Genomic DNA, 22,754 nt, shown 5'->3' with positions numbered 1-22,754 from the left:
TGCGCCGGCATCGGGATCGATGCCGAGCTGACGTAATACGGCGTCGACGTCACGCTCCTGCGCCTCCGCATCCTCATGCGAGATGTCGCGGACGTGCAGGATGATATCCGCCTCCAGCACCTCTTCGAGCGTGGCGCGGAACGCCGCGACGAGTTGGGTGGGCAGGTTGGAAATGAAACCGACGGTGTCCGACAGCATCGCCTTGCCGCCGTGCGGCAGGCTCAGCGCGCGCAAGGTCGGATCGAGGGTGGCAAACAGCATGTCGGCGGCCTGCACCTCGGCGCGCGTCAGCCGGTTGAACAGCGTCGACTTGCCGGCATTGGTGTAGCCGACCAGCGCCACCACGCGGTACGGCACGCGCTGGCGGCCGGCACGGTGCAGCCGGCGCGTCGCCTGCACCTTCTTGATCTCGTTTTCGATCCGCGTGATGCGGTCACCGATCAGGCGGCGATCCGCCTCGATCTGGGTTTCGCCGGGGCCGCCCATGAAGCCGAAGCCGCCGCGCTGCCGCTCCAGATGCGTCCAGGACCGCACCAGCCGGCTGCGCTGGTAGTTGAGATGGGCGAGCTCGACCTGCAGCGCGCCCTCTTTCGTCTTGGCGCGGCGACCGAAGATTTCCAGAATGAGGCCGGTGCGGTCGAGCACCTTGGTGTTCCATTCCTTTTCGAGATTGCGCTGCTGGATCGGCGACAATGCGCAATCCATCACCACCAGTTCAATGTCGTGGCCGGTGATCAGGCCGACGATCTCCTCGACCTTGCCTTTGCCGAGGTAGGTCGCGGGCCGGATCTGGCTGATCGGCGCCGCCACCGCTTCCGCGATGGTCAGGCCGATGGCGCGTGCGAGGCCAGTGGCCTCCTCCAGCCGCGCTTCGGAATCGCGGACATGGCTATCCACCTGCGCGTCGGCGTTGTTACGCCGCTCACGCAGATAGGGGCCGATGACGATCACCCGCCCTGTGGATTCGCCTGGCGCCGGCCGCGGACGGTCGGCAGCCCCATCAAAGCTCCGGGGTTCCAATTAGTTTATTCTCAAGCTGGAGCATCCTCGCCGCCTTCAAACAGCTGGATCGGAGCGCCCGGCATGATGGTCGAGATCGCGTGCTTGTATACAAGCTGCGAGTGACCGTCGCGACGGAGCAAGAGGCAGAAATTGTCGAACCAGGTGACAATGCCCTGCAGCTTTACGCCATTCACCAGAAAGATCGTCAGTGGCGTCTTGGTTTTGCGAACGTGGTTGAGGAAGGTGTCCTGTAGATTTTGTGCGCGGTCTGCCGCCATTGTTTTTGTCCCGCAGTCTGATTTGCATCTTTTGTTTTTGAACCGGCATTGCCCTCTCCGGGGCATCGTCCAGTTGCCGTGCTTTCCCCTGAGATCCCCCTCCGGGCACACGACGGATTGATTAGATGGCAGGCGCGCTTTTTAGGCAAGCCAGATCGCGCCACAGCCGCCTAAAAACGGGTCAATTCTCAGGAAATAGCCGCAAAGCGATGAAATTCCGCACGCAGCCGTTTCGCGATACCACCGGGCTTTCCGTCACCGATAGCGTGGCCGTCGATGCTGACCACGGGCATCACGATCTGACTCGCCGACGACACGAAGGCCTCGGCTGCGTGATAGGCCTCATCGGGCGTGAAGTTGCGTTCCTCCAGCTTCAGCTGCATCGCTTCCAGCACGTTGATCAGCACCGCGCGGGTGATGCCGGCGAGGATGCCGGAGGCGGCGGTGCGGGTGACAACCTTGCCGTCCTTGGTGACGATCCAGGCGTTGCAGGACGCGCCTTCGGTGACGAAGCCGCCGGCATCGACGTACCACGCCTCATAGGCGCCCTTGTCCCTTGCCTCCTGCCGCGCGAGCACGTTGGGCAGCAGGCAGACGGTCTTGATGTCGACGCGCGGCCAGCGGTTCTCGGCGGTGGTGATCACCTTGATGCCACGCTCGGCGGTGGCCTGGTTCTTGGCTAAATTCAGCGATTTCGCGGTGACGACGACGCTGGGCTTCACCTCGGGCGACGGAAAGCCGTGGTCGCGATGCGCGACGCCGCGGCTGATCTGCAGATAGACGATGCCATAATCGATACGGTTGCGGCGAACCACCTCCTCCATGACGATCTTCAGCGACGCCAGCGGCATCGCTTCCGCGATGCGCAGTTCACGCAAGGAGCGCTGCATCCGCGCCATGTGGCGGGGAAAGTCGACCATCCGGCCGCCGATGATCTCGCAAACCTCGTAAATGCCGTCGGCAAACTGGTAGCCACGGTCTTCGACGTTGACGGCGGCGTCACGCAGATTCTGGTAGTGACCGTTGACGTAGGCAATGCGTGACATGGTTCGTCCCGTTGATTGGCGATTAGGTTGAATGGATTACGTTTGCGAATTGCGCCGGCCTATCCCCGTCATTGCGAGGAGCTCTTGCGACGAAGCAATCCAGACTGCGTGTGTGGCTCTCTGGATTGCCGCGTCGCTTCGTTCCTCGCAATGACGGCTGTGGGGTCCTGCGATTAATCTCTGACATTGCTCTAGCCGACGCCGAGCGCCTTGAGCTTGCGGTGCAGCGCCGAGCGCTCCATGCCGACGAATTCGGCGGTGCGCGAGATGTTGCCGGAGAAGCGGCTGATCTGCGCAATCAGGTAATCGCGCTCGAACACCTCGCGGGCCTCTCGCAACGGCAGACCCATGATGTGCTCGCCATTGTTGCTGGTCGGCATCGACGGCACCATCGAGCCGACGTCCTGCGGCAACATGTCCGCGGATATGATCACCTCCGGTCCGCCGCCGGCGAGAATCATCACACGCTCGACGTTGTTGCGGAGCTGGCGGACGTTGCCTGGCCAGACGTGTGACTGCAGTACCGCCATCGCGTCCTGGCCGATCTGGCGTTTCGGAAGCCCCGTTGCGACCGAAATTTGCTCCATGAAATATTCGATCAGCTCAGGAATGTCCTCACGATGCTCGGACAAAGGCGGCACACGGATCGGGACCACCGAGAGGCGGTGATAAAGGTCTTCGCGGAAGCGGCCTTCGGCGATTTCCTCCTCGAGATTGCGCGCGGTCGAGGAGATAATGCGAACGTCGACATGAACCTTGGTGGTGCCCCCTGCCCGCGTAAAGGTCTGGTCGACCAGCACGCGCAGGATCTTGTTCTGCGTCTCGCGCGGCAGGTCGCCGATTTCGTCGAGGAACAGCGTGCCGCCATGCGCTTCTTCCAGGGCACCGGCCTTGCGGGCCTGCTCGCCGTTGGACTGCTCGATGCCGAACAGTTCGACTTCCATCCGCTCCGGCGTGATCGCCGCGGCGTTGATAACGACGAACGGACCTTCGGAACGCTGCGAGGCATTGTGCAGCGTGCGCGCCGCCAGTTCCTTGCCCGCACCGGACGGGCCGACGATCAGGATGCGGCTGTTGGCCTTGGCCGCGCGATCGATGGTCTGACGCAACTGGTTCATCGCCGCCGAACGCCCCGTCAGCGAACTGGCCACGGGCGCCAGCTGCTTCAGTTCCTTGACCTCGCGCTTCAGCCGTGAGGTCTCCAGCGCCCGGTTGGCGACCAGGATCAGCCGGTCGGCCTTGAACGGCTTCTCGATAAAGTCATAGGCGCCGCGCTTGATCGCAGCGACCGCGGTTTCAATATTGCCGTGGCCGGAGATCATCACGACCGGCAGCTCGGCATGGTCGCGCTTGATCTGTTCCAGGAGCTGCAAGCCGTCGAGTTTGCTGCCCTGCAGCCAGATGTCGAGAAATACCATGCTCGGGCGGCGGTTGGAGATTTCGCCGAGCGCCGAATCGCTGTCGCGCGCGGTGCGCGTGGTGAAGCCTTCGTCGTCGAGAATCCCCGCGACGAGATCCCGGATGTCGGCTTCGTCGTCAACAATCAGAATGTCATTAGCCATGATACGAGCTCTGTCTTGTCATCTGCCGGAGACGGCTTCGGGTGATATTTCGTTCGTGCTGTCGTCGTTCTTGGCGGCTTTTGGTTCGGCCTTTTCCGTATCGGGCTTCTGACCGGAAATCGCAAACCGCAGCCGCATCCAGGCGCCACGGGCGCCCGGACGTATGTTCGAGGCGTCGTTCAGTTCGATCCGGCCGCCATGATCTTCGAGCACGCGGCCGACGATCGCGAGGCCAAGGCCCGTGCCCTTCTCGCGCGTCGTCACATAGGGCTCCAGCAGCCGCGAGCGGCTGACGGTCGGCAGCCCAATGCCGTTGTCGATGACGTCGATCACGATGTCCTCGTTCTCCTTGAAAGCGACGACCTCGATGCGACCCTTGCCGAGCGTTTCGGCGGGTACCGCCTCGATCGCTTCGGTGGCGTTCTTGATGATGTTGGTGAGCGCCTGCGAAATCAGCCGGCGGTCGAACCGCGCCCGCATCGGTTCGTCCCTGATCTCGGTCTCGATATCGACGTCGGGATGGCCGACGCGCATCAGGAACACGACCTGGCGCACGGTGTCGGCAACGTCTTCGCCCTCGATGACCGGCTTCGGCATCCGCGCAAAACGCGAGAACTCATCGACCATGCGGCGGATGTCATCGACCTGGCGGACGATGGTGTCCGTGCACTGCTCGAAGATCGCCTTGTCGGCGACGATCACCTTGCCGAATTTGCGCTTGATGCGCTCGGCGGAGAGCTGGATCGGCGTCAGCGGGTTCTTGATCTCATGCGCGATACGGCGGGCGACATCAGCCCAGGCGGAGGTACGCTGCGCCGACACCAGTTCGGTGATGTCGTCGAGCGTAATGATGTAGCTGTCGCGCGACTGGCTGGTCTGTTCGGCGCTGACGCGCACCGACAGCACGCGCTCCTGACTGTCGCGGGTGATGGTGATCTGGCCCTGCACCAGCCGCTGCGAGCCCTCGCGGGCATTCTGCATCATCTCGTCCAGTTCGGGCACGACCTCGGACAGGGAATGGCCGAGCGTTTCCGACTCCGAATGACCGATAAGCTTTTCCGCTGAACGGTTGAGAATACCGACGCGGCCGGCGCCATCGACACCGATGATGCCCGCGCTGGCCGAGGACAGCACCGCCTCGATGAAGCGGCGACGGCTGTCGATCACGTCGCTGGCGCTGACCAGTTCGTCGCGCTGGGTGCGCAGCTCATGGGTCATCTTGTTGAAGGTCTCGCCGAGATGGGCCAGATCGCCCTCCGACTGGATCACCGGCACCTGAACGTGGAGGTCGCCGGTCGAGACGGCATTGGCAGCGCCCATCAGCCGGCGGATCGGCGTCACCAGCCAGTTGGCGAAGTTCAACCCGATCAGCACCGCAGACATCAGCACCGTCAGCGCAATCACCGTAAACATCAGCGCGAAGGCGACCTGGATACCGAGCCGGCGCGATTCCAGATCGGCATATTCAGCCACGCTGGCCTGGGTCTGGCGCAGTTGCTGGACGACGCGGGGATCGAGCAGGCGAGCGACGTAGAGGAAGGTGTCATCGAACGCGCGCAGCCGGATCACAGCAGCCACGTAATTGGCCTCGATGAACACCGCGATCTGCGGTTCGCTGTCGTTGACGTTCTTCAGGAAGTCCGGCGCCGGCGTGGTGAAAGCCTGCTTCATGCCGGTATTCGCGGGTTCGATGAGGTTGCTGTCCTTATCCAGGATCATCGCGCCCGGCAGGTTGCGCGAGGCCGCGCTGGCGGTCAGCACGCTCAAAAATGTACCGCGATCCTGGTCGAACAACGGACGCGCCAGCGAAATATCGTTGGCCATGCCCAGGATGTCGCCGCGGATCAACTGGGCGTGCTCGTGCAGATAGGCGTTGGCGACGATCAGCGAGTTGCCGATCACCGCCCGCGTCGGCCCGGAGAACAGCCGGTCGAGGCCGCGGTCGAGCGTGACGTTGGCAACGATCGACACCAGCACGGCCGGGATTACGGCGATCACGGAGAACAGGCTGACGATCTGCACATGCAGACGCGCCGCGGCCCGGCCCCGTCGGCGGGCCTGGACGACCTTCCAGACTTCACGGGCGATGATCAGGATCAGGATCAGCACCGCGACGGCGTTGATCAGCAGGAAGGTGACGACCACCGTGTGGGTCGGCGCTATCGGCGTCAGGCCGTTGAGAACGATGAAAGTCAGGCAGGCCGACAGCAGCGCCAGGCCGACCGCAAACGGCGCGAACAACCGCCGCAGCGCCGATGTGTGCGGCTCGGCGAACGACGGTTCATCAATGGAGGTCGTCGTGTCTGCGCTGGTCATACCGGATTTGGTGAGCGTGAACGCCTTGCGGCCATCGATCGTACCGCAAGCGCACTGATGCAATCATACAACATTGTTGCTCAATTACGACAATTCCACGGCGTGCGAAAGCCGCGGAAAACGCCCAACAGGGGTTTTCACGCGGCTTTTTGTCGGAATTATTCGATGCTGGCTGAACTAGACGCCGGTTCGATAGACTTGGATGTCGAGATCGCGGATTTTCTTGCGCAACGTGTTGCGGTTGAGACCGAGCAAATCTGCTGCACGGATCTGGTTGCCGCGGGTCGCCGCCAGCGCGGCGGTGAGCAGCGGCACCTCGATCTCGCGCAGGATGCGGTGATACAGGCCGGGCGGCGGCACGCCGTTCGGGAAGCTGCCGAAGTGCGTAGACAGGTAGACTTCGACCGCGCCGCCGAGATTGTCGACGCCGTTCTGCTGGCTGCCACCGGAAACCACGGCCGGCGGCGCAAGCTCGCCGTCGATTACCGAGGCGGTGATGACGTCCTGCGGATACAGAGCGGCAAGCCGGCGGGCGAGATTTTCGAGTTCGCGGATGTTGCCGGGCCAGCGATGCTGCTTCATCCGCTCGAGCGCCGCGGCGTCGAGCTTCTTCGGCGGCAGGCCGTCCTTTTCGGCCAGCGCGAAGAAGTGCCGGATCAGGTCGGGCAGATCTTCAATGCGTTCACGCAAAGGAGGAAGACGCAGCGGCACCACGTTGAGGCGGAAGAACAAATCCTCGCGGAACAGCCCCTGCTGGATGAGGATTCGCAGGTCCTTGTTGGACGCCGCGACGATGCGCACGTCGGTCTTGATCGGGGTGCGGCCGCCGACCGTGGTGTATTCGCCCTGCTGCAGCACGCGCAGCAAGCGGGTCTGCGCTTCCATCGGCATGTCGCCGATTTCGTCTAGGAACAGCGTGCCGCCCTCGGCCTGCTCGAAGCGACCGGAGGCACGCGAGTTGGCGCCGGTGAAAGCGCCGCGCTCGTGGCCGAACAGTTCGGATTCGATCAGGTCGCGCGGGATCGCAGCCATGTTGACGGCGACGAACGGGCCGTTGCGGCGCTTGCCGTAGTCATGCAGCGCGCGCGCCACCAGTTCCTTGCCGGTGCCGGACTCGCCGGAAATCATCACCGTAAGGTCGGTCTGCATCAGCCGCGCCAGCACGCGGTAGATCTCCTGCATCGCCGGCGAACGGCCGACCAGCGGGATCGAATCGAATTCGCCGTCGTCGGCGTGGCTGGCGACGCGCTCCTTCGGCTCGGCCAGAGCACGGCCGACGATCGCGATCAGTTCCTTCAGGTCGAACGGCTTCGGCAGATATTCGTAGGCGCCGCGCTCGGATGCGCGGATCGCGGTCATGAAGGTGTTCTGCGCGCTCATCACGATGACCGGCAGGTTCGGCCGCATCTTCTTGATTCGCGGCAACAGGTCGAAAGCGTTCTCGTCGGGCATCACCACGTCGGTGATGACCAGATCGCCCTCGCCCTGGCTGACCCAGCGCCACAACGTGGCGGCGTTCCCGGTCAGGCGGACCTCGTAGCCGGCGCGAGAGAGAGCCTGATTCAAGACGGTGCGGATGGCAGTGTCATCGTCCGCAACCAGAATGCTACCTGCAGCCATTAGTTATTCCTCATCGTGCATCTTGCGAGGTGTGCGCCGATGTCGCCGGGACATCGCCGTTGCTCGGATCCAGGTTCTTGTCGTCGATAGGCTTGTCGTCGAAATTCTTGGCGGGATTGAACATCGGCAGCAGCACCCGGAAGGTCGTCTTTCGCGGCTGTGATTCACATTCGATGATCCCGCCGTGATCGCCGACTATCTTCGCCACCAATGCAAGACCCAGGCCGCTTCCGGTCGGCTTGGTGGTCACGAAGGGATCGAACAGATTCGGCAACAGGTCTTCGGGCACGCCGGGACCGTTGTCCTTGACGCAAAACTCCAGCGGCAGCGAGACGCGGGACTTTTTACCGGGCACCGATAGCCGAACGCCCGGCCGGAAGGCGGTGGTGAGCTGGATCTCGCCATCATTGCCGAGCTCGGCAACGGCTTCCGCGGCGTTCTTGACCAGATTGAGGAACACCTGGATCAGCTGGTCCTGGTTCGCTAGCACCGGCGGCAGCGAGGGGTCGTAATCCTCGATGAAACGGATGTTGCGGGCAAAGCCGGACTGCGCGAGCCGCTTCACGTGGTCGAGCACCGAATGAATGTTGACGGGGCCGCGCGTCACCGGGCGGTCGTCGCCGAACACTTCCATGCGATCGACCAGCGTGACGATGCGATCGGCCTCGTCGCAGATCAGCCGCGTCAGCATGCGGTCCTCGGAGGATGCCGCCTGCTCCAGCAACTGTGCGGCGCCGCGGATGCCGGACAGCGGGTTCTTGATCTCATGCGCCAGCATCGCCGCCAGCGCGATCACCGAGCGGGCTGCGCTGCGATGGGTCAACTGGCGGTCCATCTTGTCGGCGATGGTGCGCTCCTGCAGCATCACGACGATATGGCCGGGGCGCTCGGTCAAGGGCGCGACATGCAGATCGACCTGACGGTCGCGGCCTATCCGCGGCGTGCCGAGATCGACCTTGAATTCGTTGACCGGTGAGCCGGAAGCGCGGACCTGATCGATCAGCGCCAGCAGCGGGCTGCCGAACGGCACAAGTTCCTTCAGCGATTGCCGCCGCAGGAACTGGGTCGAAATCTCGAAGAAGGATTCGGCGGCCATGTTGGCGTCGATGATCTTGCCGTCGGGCGCGATCAGAAGCACCGGGTTGGGCAAGGCATTGAGTATCGCCTCACTGTCGCTGGGAACGGGACGGCGTTGGCCGGCAACTGCGGTCATGCGGCGGCACTCCATGCGAAATCGTCAAACGCATCGCCAAGCTGGCGGTGCACGAAGGCGGGGTCTTCCGAGGTCAAAATGGTCTGTTTCCAATTCTTCAGCGCCGCGTCCGGCGCGTCACCGCTGGCAGCGGCGGCGTCGAGCGACCAGCCGAGATGCTTTCGCGCATGGCGCAGGCCGACGCGGACGCCGTAATGGCTGAGGATGTCCTGATAGAGCCGGCGGATGTGGCCGAGCTGCACAGCAAGCGTCGGCACGGCCTCGGCAATCCCGGTCTCGAAACGGCGCGCGATCTGGCCGGGCAGCCACGGCCGCCCATAAGCGCCCCGCCCGATCATCACCGCATCGGCGCCGGACATTTCCAGCGCGGTCACGGCGCGGTCGTAGGAGGTGATGTCGCCGTTGACCAGCAAGGGAACGGCGACGGCCTCGCGCACCGCGCGGACGGCACGCCAATCGGCCTCGCCCTTGTAGAACTGGCAGCGGGTGCGGCCGTGCACGGTTATCAGTTGCACGCCGGCCGCCTCGGCGCGGCGCGCCAGCTCCGGCGCGTTGATGCTGTTGTCGTCCCAGCCGAGCCGCATCTTCAGCGTCACGGGCACTTTCACGGCGGCGATGGTCGCCTCGATCAGCTTCAGCGCGTGGTCAAGATCGCGCATCAGCGCGGAGCCGGACTGGCCGGTGCCGCCGGTGACCTTGCGGGCCGGACAGCCCATGTTGATGTCAATAATATCAGCACCGGAGGCTTCTGCGATGCGCGCGCCCTCGGCCATCCAGCGCGCCTCGCAGCCGGCCAGCTGCACGACGTGCGGGCCGAGCCCGGTCGCCTCGCAGCGCAATACGGACGCCGGCTTGCCATTGACGAGATCGGCGCTAGCCGTCATTTCTGATACGACCAGCCCGGCGCCCAGTTCGGCCGTCAGGCGGCGGAACGGCACATCGGTGATCCCCGTCATCGGCGCCAGCACAACGCGGTTGGCGATTTCGATGTCGCCAATGCGAAGGGGCCGGTGAGGGGCGGAGTTCGGGGCGGTCACAGACCTACTCGTCGTTCTCTGGATGCCCGCTACATTGCGAGCATAGGGGCATAATGCGCACATTTGTTGTGCAGTCAATCGTCTTGCCTACAGTTTAGACAGATCTGACCAATATGCAAGTGCAGCGCAGCAATGCGTGATTATTGGTCCACGAGAATGTAATCATACTGTCTTCTGGTGTCAGCGTGCTAAGGGCTGTGCGCCTGCCGTGTGCCCCCTTACCCAGCTGAACATGATGACCGAAACCCTGAAAACTGCTGCCATTATCGTCGCCGCCGGCCGCGGCCTCCGTGCCGGCGCGGGCGGCCCCAAGCAATACCGAAGCATCGCCGGCCGCACGGTGATTTCGCGAGCGATGGAGCCTTTTTGTGGGCATCCCGATGTGTTTGCAGTGCAACCCGTCCTCAACCCCGATGACACCGTGATGTTCAACGAGGCAGTCGCGGATCTGCAGTACCATGCGCCGACCTCCGGCGGCGCGACCCGGCAGGCCTCGGTCCATGCCGGCCTGGAAGCGCTCGCCGGTGACGCGCCGGACATCGTGCTGATCCACGACGCCGCGCGGCCGTTCGTAACCCCTGCCCTGATTGCCCGCGCGATTGCTGCGGCGCAGCTCACGGGCGCCGCGGTGCCCGCGGTGCCCGTCACCGACACGATCAAGCAGGTCGGCGTCACCGGCCATGTCGAGGCCACACCTGACCGCGCGCAGCTGCGCATCGCACAAACGCCGCAGGCGTTTCGTTTTGATGTCATCCTCGAGGCGCATCGTCGCGCGGCGCGCGAAGGTCGCAGCGATTTCACCGACGACGCCGCACTCGCCGAATGGGCGGGATTGACGGTGGCAACCTTTGAAGGCGATGTTGCAAACATGAAGCTCACCACACCGGAAGATTTCGTGCGCGAGGAATCCCGCCTGGCCGCCGCCCTCGGCGATATCCGCATGGGCACGGGATACGACGTGCACGCGTTCGGCGACGGTGATCACCTGATGATCTGCGGCGTCCGCGTGCCGCATACCCGCGGCTTCCTGGCGCATTCCGACGGCGATGTCGGGCTACATGCACTGGTCGACGCGATCCTCGGCGCGCTGGCGGACGGCGACATCGGTTCGCACTTTCCGCCCAGCGACGACAAGTGGAAGGGCGCTGCGTCCGACAAGTTCCTGAAATACGCCGTCGATCGTGTCACAGCGCGGGGCGGCCGCATCGCCAATCTCGAAGTCACACTAATCTGCGAACGGCCGAAGATCGGCCCGCTGCGCGATGTCATGCGCGCGCGCATCAGCGAGATCACCGGCGTGGCGCTTTCGCGCGTCGCGGTGAAGGCTACCACCAGCGAACGGCTCGGCTTCACCGGCCGCGAGGAAGGCATCGCGGCGACGGCGGCGGCCACCATCCGCCTGCCCTGGACGGACTGAGCATGAGCGGCAGCGACCCCAGGGCCCTGTCGCGCGCGCTGCTGGATCTCTGCCGCGGCCGCAAGCTGACCATCGCCACCGCCGAGTCCTGTACCGGCGGCCTGGTCGCTGCGGCCCTGACCGAAATTCCCGGCTCGTCCGACGTAATCGATCGCGGCTTCGTCACCTATTCCAACGCCGCCAAGCGCGCGATGCTAGGCGTCAAGGCAACCACGCTGGAGAGCTTTGGCGCGGTCAGCAAGGAGACCGCGATCCAGATGGCCGTGGGCGCCCTGGAAGAGGCCGATGTCGATCTGGCCGTATCGATCACCGGCATTGCCGGCCCCGGTGGCGCGACGCCGGGCAAGCCGGTCGGGCTGGTGCATCTGGCTGTCGCCGCGCGCGACGGCCGCATCCTGCACAAGGAATGCCGGTTCGGCGCCATCGGACGTAGTCAGGTGCGGCAACGCTCCGTGCTTGAAGCCCTGCGCATGCTGACCGAACAAGCGCGCGGACCCAAGCCGCCGGCCAAGAAGGCTGCGGTGACAAGCCTCGCCCAGCCGCGCGTGGCGCGCAGCCCACGACGAACTGCGGTCAAGCGCAGGCTGGTGAAGGCGCCGACGAAGCCGAAGACTGAGAAGTAACTGTTCATCGATTCCCGGAACGATGCGGCATTCTATGCCGCTCCGCGTCCGGGGAACGAGACCTCAGCTTGTTTTGACCCCGTACACCTGATCCGCGCGCTTCTCGAACGCTGCGGCGAAGCGCTGGAAGGCGGCGTCAAACATCGTGCCCATCAGCATGCCGAGCATGCGGCTCTTGAATTCATAGGCGATGAAGAACCCGACCTCGCAGCTCGTCTCGGTCTTCGGCTCGAAGGTCCAGCGGTTCTCGAGGTGGCTGAACGGGCCCTGCAGATACTCGACCATGATCTTGCCGGCGGCGCGGTCGAGCGTGACGCGGCTGGTGAAGGCCTCGCGCACCAGCTTGAACGACACCGTCATGTCGGCGACGATCACCTCGGTGCCGTCCGGTTTGGTGGTGCGCTGGCGGATCTTCAGCGCCTTGCACAGCGGCACGAACTCCGGATAACGCTCGACGTCGGCGACCAGATCGAACATCCGGCTCGCGCTGTGGCGGACGCGGCGCTTGTTGGCAAATTGCGGCATCGTCGACTCAGCGCGCCAGCGCCGCGCGCGCGGCCTGCAACTTCGCGAAATCCTCGCCGGCGTGATGCGACGAACGCGTCAGCGGGCTCGCGGACACCATCAGGAATCCCTTGGTGTAGGCGACCTTCTCATAGCCGGCGAACTCATCGGGGGTGACGTAGCGCGACACCACGTGATGCTTGCGGGTCGGCTGCAAATACTGGCCGATGGTGAGGAAGTCGATATTGGCGGAACGCATGTCGTCCATCACCTGCAGCACCTCGTGGCGCTGCTCGCCGAGGCCGACCATGATGCCGGACTTGGTGAAGATGGTCGGATCGATTTCCTTGACCCGCTGCAGCAGGCGCAGCGAATGGAAATAGCGCGCGCCCGGCCGCACCGTGAGATAGCCCGACGGCACGGTTTCCAGATTGTGGTTGAACACGTCGGGCTTGGCCGCGACGACGATTTCCAGTGCGCCCTGCTTGCGCAGAAAGTCCGGCGTCAGAATCTCGATCGTGGTGGTCGGGCACGCCGCGCGGATCGCACGAATCGTCTGCGCAAAATGCTCGGCGCCGCCGTCGGCGAGATCATCACGGTCGACCGAGGTGATGACGACGTGGTGCAAGCCGAGCTTCGACACGGCCAGCGCGACATGCTCCGGCTCGGCGGCGTCAAGCGCGCCGGGCATTCCGGTCTTCACGTTGCAGAACGCGCAGGCGCGTGTGCAGGTGTCACCCATGATCATGAAGGTGGCGTGTTTCTTGTCCCAGCACTCGCCGATATTCGGGCAGCCAGCCTCCTCGCACACCGTGACGAGGCCGTTTTCCTTGACGATCTTGCGGGTGTCGCCATAGCCGCGGCTGGTCGGCGCGCGGACCCGGATCCAGTCCGGTTTCGGCGGCGACAGCGAATCCGGCCGGTTCACCTTTTCGGGGTGGCGCGGGCGCAACTGGGTATGGGAAACTGTATCGAGGACGACGACCATGAACTGTCCGTTCTGAGTGAAGCTCTAGGTAATCCGCCGGGCGCGCGGCCGCAACCCGCCCTCGCCTTGCCCTGCATTGCATCCTAGCATATCGGCCAGAATGGCTCAAAACCGCACACCGAACGGGCACAAACCGGGAAAGCCGCTGAAGCGCGCTTTCTTCGCCCGCAGCGTGCACGAAGCCGCGCCCGAACTGATCGGCGCGACACTGCTGGTCAACGGCATAGGCGGCGTCATCGTCGAGGTCGAGGCCTATCATCACACCGACCCGGCCGCGCACTCCTTCCGGGGGCCGACGCCGCGCAACATGGTGATGTTCGGGCCGCCCGGCTACGCTTATGTCTACCGCTCCTACGGCATCCACTGGTGCGTCAATTTCGTCTGCGAACTCGAGGATTCGGCAAGTGCCGTGCTGATCCGGGCGATCGAACCGGCGTTCGGACTGGCCGAGATGCAGGCCCGGCGCGGCGTCGAAAATCAACGGCTGCTGTGTTCGGGACCGGGAAAACTGTGCCAGGCGCTCGGCATCAGCATCGCGCACAACGCGCTGGCGCTGGACGCACCGCCGTTCGAGATTTTGGCGCGAAGCGAGGCGCCCGACGTCGTCTCCGGCACCCGCATCGGCCTCACCAAGGGCGTGGAATTGCCGTGGCGCTACGGACTGCGCGGTTCGAAGTTTCTGAGTAAGCCGTTTGCGAAGTGATCGGTTGCGGCATTCCCACCGAAATTAGAACCCCGTCATTGCGAGCCACCGGATCCGGCTTCGCCGGCCCGATGACAGGCTCCGCGAAACAATCCCGAGCCACAAGCGTAGGACTGGATTGTTTCGCCGCAAGGGCTCCTCGCAATGGCGGCGGAGAGAACGGCCTTACACAGCGCTCTTCAGTCGCTCCATTGCCTCCAGCACCTTCGCCTTGCGGGCGGCGGCCTCGGCGCGCTTTTCCTTCTCTTCCTCGACGATCTCCGCCGGCGCGTTGGCGACGAACTTCTCGTTGGAGAGTTTCGCATCGACGCGCTTGATATCGGCCTCGGCCTTGCCCAGTTCCTTGGCCAGGCGCGCCTGCTCGGCGCCGAGATCGATCACGCCCTTCAGCGGCAAGGCGGCAACTTCGCCGCGGATCAGCAGCTGCACCGCGCCGTCCGGAGCGCGGTCGGCGAAGGAGATTTCGCCAAGGCGCGCCAGGCGCTTCATCACGTCGCTCCAGCGCAGCGCGCGGGCCTGCGTCCCGGCGGAGGCGCCGACCAGCACCAACGGCGTCAACGTCGCCGGCACGATGTTCATCTCGGCGCGCACCGAACGCACCGCGGTGACCAGATCGACCACCCAGCCGATCTCGGTTTCGGCAGCGTCATCCTTGAAATCAGCTGGAGCTTCAGACCCCCCGAGCAAGATCGGCGCCGCCAGCGGATCGCTGGACGCAGCGGCGATGATCAGCGCTTCCTGCTCGCGGCTGATGCCGCGCGCCTTGCGCGGCCACGGCGTCAACGCCAGCAGACCGGTGCGTGGCGCAGTCACGGCCCACAGCTCTTCGGTGATGAAGGGCATGAACGGATGCAGCAGCTTGAGGATCTCGTCGCGCGCCCAAGCGACCATGGCGCGGGTCTCGGTCTTGGCGGGCGAATCCTCGCCCATCATCACCGGCTTGGCGAGTTCGAGGTACCAGTCGCAATACACGTTCCAGACGAAGCGATAGGCGCTGCCTGCAGCGTCGTTGAAACGATAGGCCTCGATCGCTTCGGTGACTTCGCGCGTCGCCTTGAACGTCTCGTGCGCTATCCAGCGGTTAACGACTTCGGTCGCCTTGGTCGGATCGAAACCGGCCGGCAGCGCGCACTCGTTCATCTCGGCGAAGCGGCTGGCGTTCCAAAGCTTGGTTGCGAAGTTGCGATAGCCCTCGACGCGCTGCGGCGCGAGCTTGATGTCGCGGCCCTGCGCGGCCATCGCCGCCAGCGTAAAGCGCAGCGCATCCGCGCCGTAATCGTCGATCAGGTTCAAGGGATCGATGACGTTGCCCTTCGACTTCGACATCTTGGCGCCCTTCTCGTCGCGGACGAGGGCGTGGATGTAGATCGTCGGGAATGGCACTTCCTTCATGAAGTGCATGCCCATCATCATCATCCGGGCAACCCAGAAGAAGATGATGTCGAAGCCGGTGACCAGCACGTTGGTCGGGTAGTAACGCTCGACGTCGGTCGAGTCGTCGGGCCAGCCGAGCGTCGAGAACGGCCACAGCGCCGAGGAGAACCAGGTGTCGAGCACGTCTTCATCGCGCGTGATGAAGCCTTCGCGCAATGCCGGATCCAGCGCCATGTCATGGCCCTGCTCTTCCGTGATGACTTCCTGCTCGACGTAATAGCCGAGCGCGTGGCCGACGGCCTCTTCCTCGGTCTCGGCGACGAACACCTTGCCGTCCGGGCCATACCAGGCCGGGATCTGATGGCCCCACCACAGCTGGCGCGAAATGCACCACGGCTGGATGTTGTCCATCCATTCGAAATAGGTCTTTTCCCAGTTCTTCGGCACGAATTCCGTCGCGCCGGAGCGCACGGCGGCGATCGCCGGTTTCGCCATCGTCTTGGCATCGACGTACCACTGGTCGGTCAGATAGGGCTCGATCACCACGCCGGAGCGATCGCCATGCGGCACCGCATGCGTGTTGGGCTCGATCTTCTCGAGGAAGCCGAAGTCTTCCAGCCGCGCCACGATATTTTTGCGCGCGACGAAGCGATCCTGGCCGTGCAACTCCTCGACCAGTTCGCCGGAGCCTTGCGGCAGGCCGCGCAGATAGTCCTCGTTGTCGGCGAGCGCGAGCTTGCCTTCAATGTCGAGGATGCTGATCTGCGGCAGGTTGTGGCGGCGGCCGACCTCGAAATCGTTGAAGTCGTGCGCCGGCGTAATCTTCACCGCGCCGGAGCCCTTTTCGGGATCGGAATATTCGTCGGCGACGATCGGGATCAGGCGCCCGACCAGCGGCAGCACCACGTGCTTGCCGATCAGATGCGTGTAGCGCTCGTCGTCCGGGTTTACCGCCACGGCCGAGTCGCCCAGCATCGTCTCCGGCCGCGTGGTGGCGACCACGATGAACGAGGTCGGATCTTCCGGGTTGAAGGTTTTGCCTTCGAGCGGATAACGCAGGTGCCACAGGTTGCCCTTGACCTCGACCTGCTGCACTTCGAGATCGGAGATCGCGGTCAGCAGTTTCGGATCCCAATTCACAAGGCGCTTGTCCTTGTAGATCAGGCCCTCGCGGTGCAGTTGCACGAACACCTTGACGACGGCGCGCGACAGCCCCTCGTCCATCGTGAAACGCTCGCGTGACCAGTCGCAGGAGGCGCCGAGGCGCTTCAGCTGGTTGACGATGACGCCGCCGCTCTCGGCCTTCCACTGCCAGACGCGCTCAAGGAATTTCTCGCGGCCCATGTCGCGGCGGCCTGGCTCCTTGCGCTCCATCAGCTGGCGCTCGACCACCATCTGGGTCGCGATACCCGCATGGTCGGTACCCGGCTGCCACAACACGTCGCGGCCGCGCATGCGCTCGAAGCGGCACAGCACATCCTGCAGCGTGTTGTTGAGCGCGTGGCCCATGTGCAGCGAGCCGGTAACGTTCGGCGGCGGGATCACAATCGTATAGGGCTCGGCGTCGACGCGATCGGCGCGGCCGGCCTTGAACGCGCCGGCCTGTTCCCAGGCGGCAGCGATCCGGACTTCGATGTCGGCGGGCTGGTAATTCTTTTCGATCATGACAATGCAATCAGGTCAGGAGTTTTGCGGGGGCAGCCAAGGCATGCCGACGCCGCTAGAAGCCTTCCAGCGCCGCGCAAGTCAATATATGCCAGTTTATTCAGCCGCAGCGGCCAAAGGAAGGCCGCGGGAGCAGTGTCGGTGTCGACAGCGTTTTCGAGCGAAGTGGCTGCCGGTTCGCGTTAAGAAAACGCGTCAAGCCAAAAGGCTCTAACGGCCGCCGCGCGAGACGCGCTCGATCTCGGACTTGACGATGCGCTCGACCAGGCCCGGCAGGTTGTCGTCGAGCCAGGACTTCAGCATCGGCCGCAGCATCTCCTTGACGAGATCTTCCAGCGTCCGCGCATTGTTGCTCAGCACCGTGTTGGCCAGCGTATGAAACGCGGATTCGACGGCGGACACAGTGGTTTGCGACAGAATCTGCTGCGGCGTCACCGGAGGCGCGGCATGTGGCGCATCAAAGGACGGCGGATCGAACATCGGCGCTCGCGGGCGCTCCTGGCTGGCGACCGCTTCGGCGAATTCGAGATCGTCGTCGGGCTCGATGTGCTGGAACGACGGCTCCGGTTCCAACTCCGCGTCCGCTACGACCATATCGTCAGTCAGTTCGAACACGTCGGCGTCGGGCGAAGATGGCCGGATGTCTTCCTCGGTCGTGACCGCGTCAAAGCTGGCCAGCATCGCGTCGATGTCGTCCTGGCTGTTGCTCACGGCGGGGGCCGCCGCCGGCGGCGGCGGCGCGGGCTTCGGCGCTACAGGCGCCGGTGCCGCTTTGGCGGCAGCCGCTTGCGCGGCCGGAATGGCGGACGGAGGGATGTCGTTCATAGCCGCTTTCGGCTGCGCGGCGGCGACCGGCGGCACGGCCTTCGGCGGCGCGGCGGCGGCCGGCTTCTCTACGACAGCGGGCTTAGCTTCGTCGTCGGCGATGATCCGCCGGATCGACGCCAGAATCTCCTCCATCGAGGGTTCTTGGACCTTTGCAGGCTGCGTCATTTCCGACTCCGCATCATCAACGCTCTCTTAGTTTACACCAGACAGGGCTGGATTTGTCGGTTCTCGGACGCAGGCCGGAGTTTTCATATCCCACGCCCGACTTGTCCCCAGATCCAGCGCCGCCTGATCGACAGAAGACACCAACGTGACGCCGATCACGTTACGAATCGTTCTGCTACCTCTGGGAAAGGTACGTCATCGCAACAATTGATTGCAAGCAAAGGGCCGCCGAAGCGGCCCCTGCGACAAGACATGCGGCTTTTGCGATCAGCGGCCGTCGGGGGTGCGAACACCGACCCAGCTGTCGCGCACCTGGTGGTAATGAACGCTCGGGTCATAGACGGTGGTGGAGAGCTTGAGCACCGTCGGCGACAACCGGCCCACGGCGTTGAGTACGGCGTAGGAAGCAACGACGCGATCGTGCTGCGCGGTGACCAGCGCAACGCGCGCATTCACCAGCGCCTGCTGCGCGTTCAACACGTCGAGCGTGGTGCGCTGTCCGGCCTTGGCTTCTTCACGAACGCCATTCAGAGCGATTTCGGAGGCCTGCACCTGCGCCTGCGCCGACGACACCTGCGCCTTGCCGGCCTGCAGCTGCCCCCAGGCCTGCACCACGCTGGCGCGGGTCTGGTCGCGGACCTGCTCGAGCGCCAGGCGCTGCTGAGCCAGCGTTTCCTTGGATTGCCGGATCAGCGCGTATTCCGCACCGCCCTGATAGATCGGCACCGAAACCTGCGCGACGGCGGCGGCGCTGAACTGGCGCGGCACCGAGATCGTCTGTTCATAGGCCTGCTGCGCGCTGGCCTGCAGCGTCACGGTCGGGAACAGCGCGCCTTCGTTGACCTTCACATTGAGGAAGCTGACATCGATGCCGAACATCGACGCGGTGACGTTCGGATTTTCGGTGAGGCCGAGATCGATCGCGCCGGGCAGCGTCGGCGGCAGGAAGCGATCGACCGGCGAGCCGGCGGCCAGCGCGTTCGGCTCGATGCCGATGATGCGGCGGAAGTTCGAACGCGTGGTGGTGAGGTTGGATTCGGCGGTCAGCTGCTGGGTGCGACCGGCGGCAAGCTGCGCCTCGGACTGCGCGACGTCGGTGCGGGTGACTTCGCCGACGTTGAAGCGATCGCGGGTCTGCTTCAGCGTCTGTTCGAGCACGCGGGTATTGCTCTTCTGCACTTCGACGATCGCGGCATCGCGCAGATAGTCCATGTAGATCGTGGCGGCCGCCAGCAGCACCGACTGTTCCAGCACGCGCAGGCCTTCGCGGGCCGAGGACACCTGCCCTTCGGCTGCACGGGTGCGATTCGCCGTCTGCTGGCCGTTGAACAGGGTCTGCGTGACCGTTGCGCCAACCGCGCGCGGCACCTGGGCGCCGGTCAGATGCGCCGTCGCGCCGGCGGTGCCGGACAGAACGTCGCTGTATTGATAGCCGGCACTGGCCGTCACCGCGACGCGCGGACGGTAGCCCGAAAGCGCCTGCGGCACGTTCTCGTCGGTGACCCGCACCGAGGCGCGCTGGGCGTTGAGCTGCGGATTGTTTTGGTAGGCCCGCACAAGCGACGCCTCGATCGTCTCCGCCAACACCGGAGTCGAGCCGACAAATGCTAGCAGAAGTGCCGCCGCAGCGGCTCCGGTGAGAACTTTCACGCCAGCCATCCCAGGTATTCCATTCATGCCGTTCACCGATCTTGCCACAAATTACAGCGACAGGAACCGATTTCTCGTCTGTGAGTCTCCACTCACCTTATGCCCCGCAACCGCGAGACGGAACCTCTCGCAGGGATCTCCCGACCGAAACTTGGGCAATGGGACATCCGAGCAACACTTGATTTTTTTGGTTAAGATTATGTTACCGTCGGGACGCCCCCAGCCGCTTCAGAAAACGAACGCCGGCAGCCGTTCGAGGCCGGACAATACCGGCGCAGTAGCATCGAACAACGCCCGGTTGCCGTAGTCGTCTCCGCTACGGGTCACGATCATCGCACGCTGCGGCTGAGTCATTGCGAATACGCCGACCAGACGTCCGCCCGGGGCTAGCTGCTGGTACAGGTTGCTGGGGATAATTTCCGTCGCGCCGACGAGGACGATAATGTCATAAGGCCCGTTGGCGGCGCAGCCATCAACCGCCATCGCCGCCTTGAACACGACATTGGTCGAGCCAAGCCCCGACAGGCAATCGGCGGCGTTGCCGACCAGCGCCGGATCTTCCTCGGTGGCGGTGACTCGGCCGGCGATCTGCGCCACCACGGCCGCGGAATAGCCGGTGGCGCAACCAACCACGAGGACGTTGTCGGTGGCGGTGATCTCGGCGGCCTGCAGCATCCTGGCCAGCACCACCGGCTTCATCAGGAAGCGCTTGGCGCCGCCCGGCGCGCTGATGTCGAGGTCGATGTCGAGATAGGCCATCGCACGCTGGCTGGTCGGCACGAAGTCTTCGCGCGGCACCGCGAGCAAGGCGTCGAGGATGCGCAGATCGGTTACGTCGCTGGGACGCACCTGACCATCAACCATTTTCTGGCGGGCGGTTGAAAAGTCGGACATGGGCGATCCCTTGCAAGCGGCTGAAGTTCCTCGTTGAGGAATTACGGCAGGGGGGAGCCTGTTGCAAGAAGCCTGTTGCAGGAACACTGATAGGAAGAGATCAAAAGACTTGCCGGCATGTGCATCGGCTTTGTCGAACATATCCGCCGCAGCAGATGATATTGGCTCCCCGGGCCGGATTCGAACCAGCGACCATTCGATTAACAGTCGGGTGCCCGTCCATTTCATAGCTTCTCATTCCGTTTCCGCACTTCTCAGAAGCCCCTACAATCATTGACTTTTCAGTGATATTCCCTCACATTGCCTTTCACCGGGCCACATCGCATTGCGCGTTTAAGTGGCCCCCAAGAGGCCCCAAATGCCAAAGACAGACCATCGCGTTACCCTCACCCCGACCAAGATCGGCGGGCTGAAAGCTGCGAAGCCGGGCCAGCGCTATCAGGTCATGGACGCCATGGTCCCGGGCTTTGGCGTGCGCGTGACTGACACTGGTAGCCGCACCTTCATTCTGCGGACGCGTTTCCCGGGCAGCGAGAGCCCCAGCCGGCGTGAGATCGGAAAGTGCGACGACCTCACCCTGTCCGACGCCCGGGAGAAGGCCCGCCGGTGGCGTGAGCTCGTGAAAAAGGGGGTCGACCCGGCGAACGAAGCGCAGCGCGAGCGCGATGCCGAGCTGCAGAAACGACAGACGACGTTCGCTGCCGTTGCCGACGACTTCATTCGCGACAAGCTGCCGGGCGAGCGTAAGGGCAAGGACGTCGAGCGGGAGATCCGCCGCGACCTGCTGCCCAAGTGGGGCCATCTGGCAATCACCGACGTGACCGACAAGCACGTTGCATCCCTCATCAAAGCCAAGGGCCGGGACGGCAAGGTCGGCGCCCGCAACCTGTTGGCGCTGGTGAAGCGATTCTTTCGCTGGGCCACGGCACAGCCCGAATACGGCCTCGCCGTCTTGCCCTGCGCCAATATCCGCGCCACGGACATCTTGGGAGAGATGCCGCGATCGGCCGCTCGCATCCTGTCTGCTGACGAACTGTTTGCCCTGTGGCGCGCCGCGGGCCGCATGCCCTACCCGATCGGCCCCGCCTATCAAATGCTTTGCCTGACCGCCCTGCGGCTGAATGAGGCCGTTGACGCGTCATGGTCCGAGTTCGACATGCGGGAGAAGGTATGGGTGATTCCTGCGGAGCGGATGAAGGGCCGCGATGCCGGTAAGAAGCAGGCCCGCGCCCATGCGGTCCCTCTGACTGCCGAGCTGATCGAGCTGCTGGAATCGCTGCCGCGCTTCAAGAATGGCAAGTATCTGTTCTCAACCACGGCCGGCAAGAGCTCAACCTGGATCGGCACGAAGATCAAAGACCGCCTCGATCGCCGGATGCTGCTGACCCTGCGCGCGCTCGCCAAACAGCGCGGCGACAATCCCGCCGACGTGAAGCTGCCGCACTTCGTCAATCACGACATCCGCCGCACGGTGCGCAGCCAGTTGTCTCGCCTCAAGGTGACTGAGGAAGCGCGCGAAGCGGTGCTGGCGCACGCCCGGCCCGGTATCAAGGGCACCTACGATTTGCACGACTACCTTGATGAGAAGCGCGAGGCGTTGGAGCTATGGGCAGCGCGCCTGCGGGACATCGTGACACCCCGTCCGAACAATGTCGTACAATTGCACGCAACGGCTTGACGAGATTCGGCGTTCGACTTATGTTCTCCCCCGCGCTCTAGTTGAAGTGCTGCGGCTCGTCCGGTGAGGGCGGGAGCTGAACCAAGGCAGGTACTTGGGCTGACCATCGCACTTGATGGCAGCGGCGACGTCCGCAGGCGGAAGCGAACCGAACACCCAACGCGGGGCTCGGAGAGAGGCTGTCCCCGAAA

The 22,754-nt window shown here is 64.2% G+C and carries 18 protein-coding genes; 4 read left to right on the top strand and 14 right to left on the bottom strand.

Translation table 11 applies throughout. The features are described from left to right. From hflX to dusB, 8 genes are all read right to left on the bottom strand, one after another. The coding region (gene hflX / locus JWQ24_RS08815) for a GTPase HflX (protein ID WP_299806727.1) at positions 1–1,020 on the bottom strand (1,020 nt) is incomplete at its 3' end. Positions 1,021–1,031: 11 nt separating this feature from the next. Beyond that, the gene (hfq, locus tag JWQ24_RS08810; RefSeq protein WP_006020546.1) at positions 1,032–1,280 is read right to left on the bottom strand and encodes an RNA chaperone Hfq; all 249 of its coding nucleotides are present in this window, start codon (positions 1,278–1,280) and stop codon (positions 1,032–1,034) included. A gap of 188 nt (positions 1,281–1,468) precedes the next feature. Beyond that, positions 1,469–2,326 carry a D-amino-acid transaminase gene (locus JWQ24_RS08805; protein ID WP_299806725.1) on the bottom strand — a complete coding sequence of 286 codons (858 nt, stop codon included), beginning with the start codon at positions 2,324–2,326 and terminating at the stop codon, positions 1,469–1,471. Positions 2,327–2,517: 191 nt separating this feature from the next. After that, positions 2,518–3,888 carry a sigma-54 dependent transcriptional regulator gene (locus JWQ24_RS08800; protein ID WP_299806723.1) on the bottom strand — a complete coding sequence of 457 codons (1,371 nt, stop codon included), beginning with the start codon at positions 3,886–3,888 and terminating at the stop codon, positions 2,518–2,520. 18 nt (positions 3,889–3,906) lie between these two features. Beyond that, on the bottom strand, positions 3,907–6,204 hold the full coding sequence (locus JWQ24_RS08795; protein ID WP_299806721.1) for a PAS domain-containing sensor histidine kinase: 2,298 nt from the start codon (positions 6,202–6,204) through the stop codon (positions 3,907–3,909). A gap of 177 nt (positions 6,205–6,381) precedes the next feature. After that, the gene (gene ntrC, locus JWQ24_RS08790; protein ID WP_299806719.1) at positions 6,382–7,824 is read right to left on the bottom strand and encodes a nitrogen regulation protein NR(I); all 1,443 of its coding nucleotides are present in this window, start codon (positions 7,822–7,824) and stop codon (positions 6,382–6,384) included. Between the two features lie 10 nt (positions 7,825–7,834). Continuing rightward, on the bottom strand, positions 7,835–9,037 hold the full coding sequence (locus tag JWQ24_RS08785; protein WP_299806717.1) for a nitrogen regulation protein NR(II): 1,203 nt from the start codon (positions 9,035–9,037) through the stop codon (positions 7,835–7,837). Next, positions 9,034–10,074, bottom strand: coding sequence for a tRNA dihydrouridine synthase DusB (gene dusB, locus JWQ24_RS08780; protein WP_299806715.1), 1,041 nt, complete (start codon positions 10,072–10,074; stop codon positions 9,034–9,036). Before dusB ends, JWQ24_RS08785 begins: the two co-directional genes overlap by 4 nt. A 235-nt stretch (positions 10,075–10,309) precedes the next feature. Between dusB and JWQ24_RS08775 the strand changes: the two genes are divergently transcribed. After that, the gene (locus JWQ24_RS08775; RefSeq protein WP_299806713.1) at positions 10,310–11,491 is read left to right on the top strand and encodes a bifunctional 2-C-methyl-D-erythritol 4-phosphate cytidylyltransferase/2-C-methyl-D-erythritol 2,4-cyclodiphosphate synthase; all 1,182 of its coding nucleotides are present in this window, start codon (positions 10,310–10,312) and stop codon (positions 11,489–11,491) included. A gap of 2 nt (positions 11,492–11,493) precedes the next feature. Continuing rightward, entirely contained in the window at positions 11,494–12,114 is a 621-nt protein-coding gene (locus JWQ24_RS08770) for a CinA family protein (RefSeq protein WP_299806711.1), read from the top strand. 63 nt (positions 12,115–12,177) lie between these two features. Here JWQ24_RS08770 and JWQ24_RS08765 read toward each other — a convergent pair whose 3' ends face one another. Further along, positions 12,178–12,639, bottom strand: coding sequence for an SRPBCC family protein (locus JWQ24_RS08765; RefSeq protein WP_299806709.1), 462 nt, complete (start codon positions 12,637–12,639; stop codon positions 12,178–12,180). A gap of 7 nt (positions 12,640–12,646) precedes the next feature. Further along, on the bottom strand, positions 12,647–13,606 hold the full coding sequence (lipA, locus tag JWQ24_RS08760) for a lipoyl synthase (RefSeq protein WP_299806707.1): 960 nt from the start codon (positions 13,604–13,606) through the stop codon (positions 12,647–12,649). 100 nt (positions 13,607–13,706) lie between these two features. On the opposite strand from lipA, the gene JWQ24_RS08755 reads away from it, so the two are divergent. Then, the gene (locus JWQ24_RS08755; protein ID WP_299806705.1) at positions 13,707–14,309 is read left to right on the top strand and encodes a DNA-3-methyladenine glycosylase; all 603 of its coding nucleotides are present in this window, start codon (positions 13,707–13,709) and stop codon (positions 14,307–14,309) included. Positions 14,310–14,474: 165 nt separating this feature from the next. On the opposite strand, the gene JWQ24_RS08750 is transcribed toward JWQ24_RS08755, so the two are convergent. The 4 genes from JWQ24_RS08750 to JWQ24_RS08735 all read right to left on the bottom strand — a co-directional run bounded on the left by JWQ24_RS08750 (position 14,475) and on the right by JWQ24_RS08735 (position 20,885). After that, positions 14,475–17,348 (bottom strand): valine--tRNA ligase, encoded by a 2,874-nt coding sequence (locus JWQ24_RS08750; protein ID WP_299806703.1) that lies wholly within the window; start codon positions 17,346–17,348, stop codon positions 14,475–14,477. 210 nt (positions 17,349–17,558) lie between these two features. Then, positions 17,559–18,341, bottom strand: a complete 783-nt coding sequence (locus JWQ24_RS08745) for a DUF2497 domain-containing protein (protein WP_299806702.1) — start codon at positions 18,339–18,341, stop codon at positions 17,559–17,561. Between the two features lie 267 nt (positions 18,342–18,608). Then, positions 18,609–20,000, bottom strand: a complete 1,392-nt coding sequence (locus JWQ24_RS08740; protein ID WP_299806701.1) for a TolC family outer membrane protein — start codon at positions 19,998–20,000, stop codon at positions 18,609–18,611. 219 nt (positions 20,001–20,219) lie between these two features. After that, positions 20,220–20,885: a protein-L-isoaspartate O-methyltransferase gene (locus JWQ24_RS08735; RefSeq protein WP_299806700.1), complete on the bottom strand. Its 666-nt coding sequence runs from the start codon at positions 20,883–20,885 to the stop codon at positions 20,220–20,222. A 358-nt stretch (positions 20,886–21,243) separates the two neighbouring features. Here JWQ24_RS08735 and JWQ24_RS08730 point away from each other — a divergent pair, with 358 nt between their 5' ends. Further along, the gene (locus tag JWQ24_RS08730; protein ID WP_299806698.1) at positions 21,244–22,563 is read left to right on the top strand and encodes a site-specific integrase; all 1,320 of its coding nucleotides are present in this window, start codon (positions 21,244–21,246) and stop codon (positions 22,561–22,563) included. Positions 22,564–22,754 lie beyond the last annotated feature (191 nt).

Origin of the sequence: Tardiphaga sp., assembly GCF_028290495.1 — a bacterium.
In the GTDB taxonomy this organism is placed as follows: domain Bacteria; phylum Pseudomonadota; class Alphaproteobacteria; order Rhizobiales; family Xanthobacteraceae; genus Tardiphaga.
The sequence above is the reverse complement of the archived record's forward strand: the minus strand, read 5'-3'. Positions and strand labels throughout refer to the sequence as shown.

Bases quoted from the DNA above. Each gene is read 5' to 3' on its own strand.
- hfq (WP_006020546.1), bottom strand. From the start codon at position 1,280: ATGGCGGCAGACCGCGCACAAAATCTACAGGACACCTTCCTCAACCAC.
- JWQ24_RS08805 (WP_299806725.1), bottom strand. From the start codon at position 2,326: ATGTCACGCATTGCCTACGTCAACGGTCACTACCAGAATCTGCGTGAC.
- JWQ24_RS08800 (WP_299806723.1), bottom strand. From the start codon at position 3,888: ATGGCTAATGACATTCTGATTGTTGACGACGAAGCCGACATCCGGGAT.
- JWQ24_RS08795 (WP_299806721.1), bottom strand. From the start codon at position 6,204: ATGACCAGCGCAGACACGACGACCTCCATTGATGAACCGTCGTTCGCC.
- ntrC (WP_299806719.1), bottom strand. From the start codon at position 7,824: ATGGCTGCAGGTAGCATTCTGGTTGCGGACGATGACACTGCCATCCGC.
- JWQ24_RS08785 (WP_299806717.1), bottom strand. From the start codon at position 9,037: ATGACCGCAGTTGCCGGCCAACGCCGTCCCGTTCCCAGCGACAGTGAG.
- JWQ24_RS08775 (WP_299806713.1), top strand. From the start codon at position 10,310: ATGACCGAAACCCTGAAAACTGCTGCCATTATCGTCGCCGCCGGCCGC.
- JWQ24_RS08770 (WP_299806711.1), top strand. From the start codon at position 11,494: ATGAGCGGCAGCGACCCCAGGGCCCTGTCGCGCGCGCTGCTGGATCTC.
- JWQ24_RS08765 (WP_299806709.1), bottom strand. From the start codon at position 12,639: ATGCCGCAATTTGCCAACAAGCGCCGCGTCCGCCACAGCGCGAGCCGG.
- lipA (WP_299806707.1), bottom strand. From the start codon at position 13,606: ATGGTCGTCGTCCTCGATACAGTTTCCCATACCCAGTTGCGCCCGCGC.
- JWQ24_RS08755 (WP_299806705.1), top strand. From the start codon at position 13,707: ATGGCTCAAAACCGCACACCGAACGGGCACAAACCGGGAAAGCCGCTG.
- JWQ24_RS08750 (WP_299806703.1), bottom strand. From the start codon at position 17,348: ATGATCGAAAAGAATTACCAGCCCGCCGACATCGAAGTCCGGATCGCT.
- JWQ24_RS08745 (WP_299806702.1), bottom strand. From the start codon at position 18,341: ATGACGCAGCCTGCAAAGGTCCAAGAACCCTCGATGGAGGAGATTCTG.
- JWQ24_RS08740 (WP_299806701.1), bottom strand. From the start codon at position 20,000: ATGGCTGGCGTGAAAGTTCTCACCGGAGCCGCTGCGGCGGCACTTCTG.
- JWQ24_RS08735 (WP_299806700.1), bottom strand. From the start codon at position 20,885: ATGTCCGACTTTTCAACCGCCCGCCAGAAAATGGTTGATGGTCAGGTG.
- JWQ24_RS08730 (WP_299806698.1), top strand. From the start codon at position 21,244: ATGCCAAAGACAGACCATCGCGTTACCCTCACCCCGACCAAGATCGGC.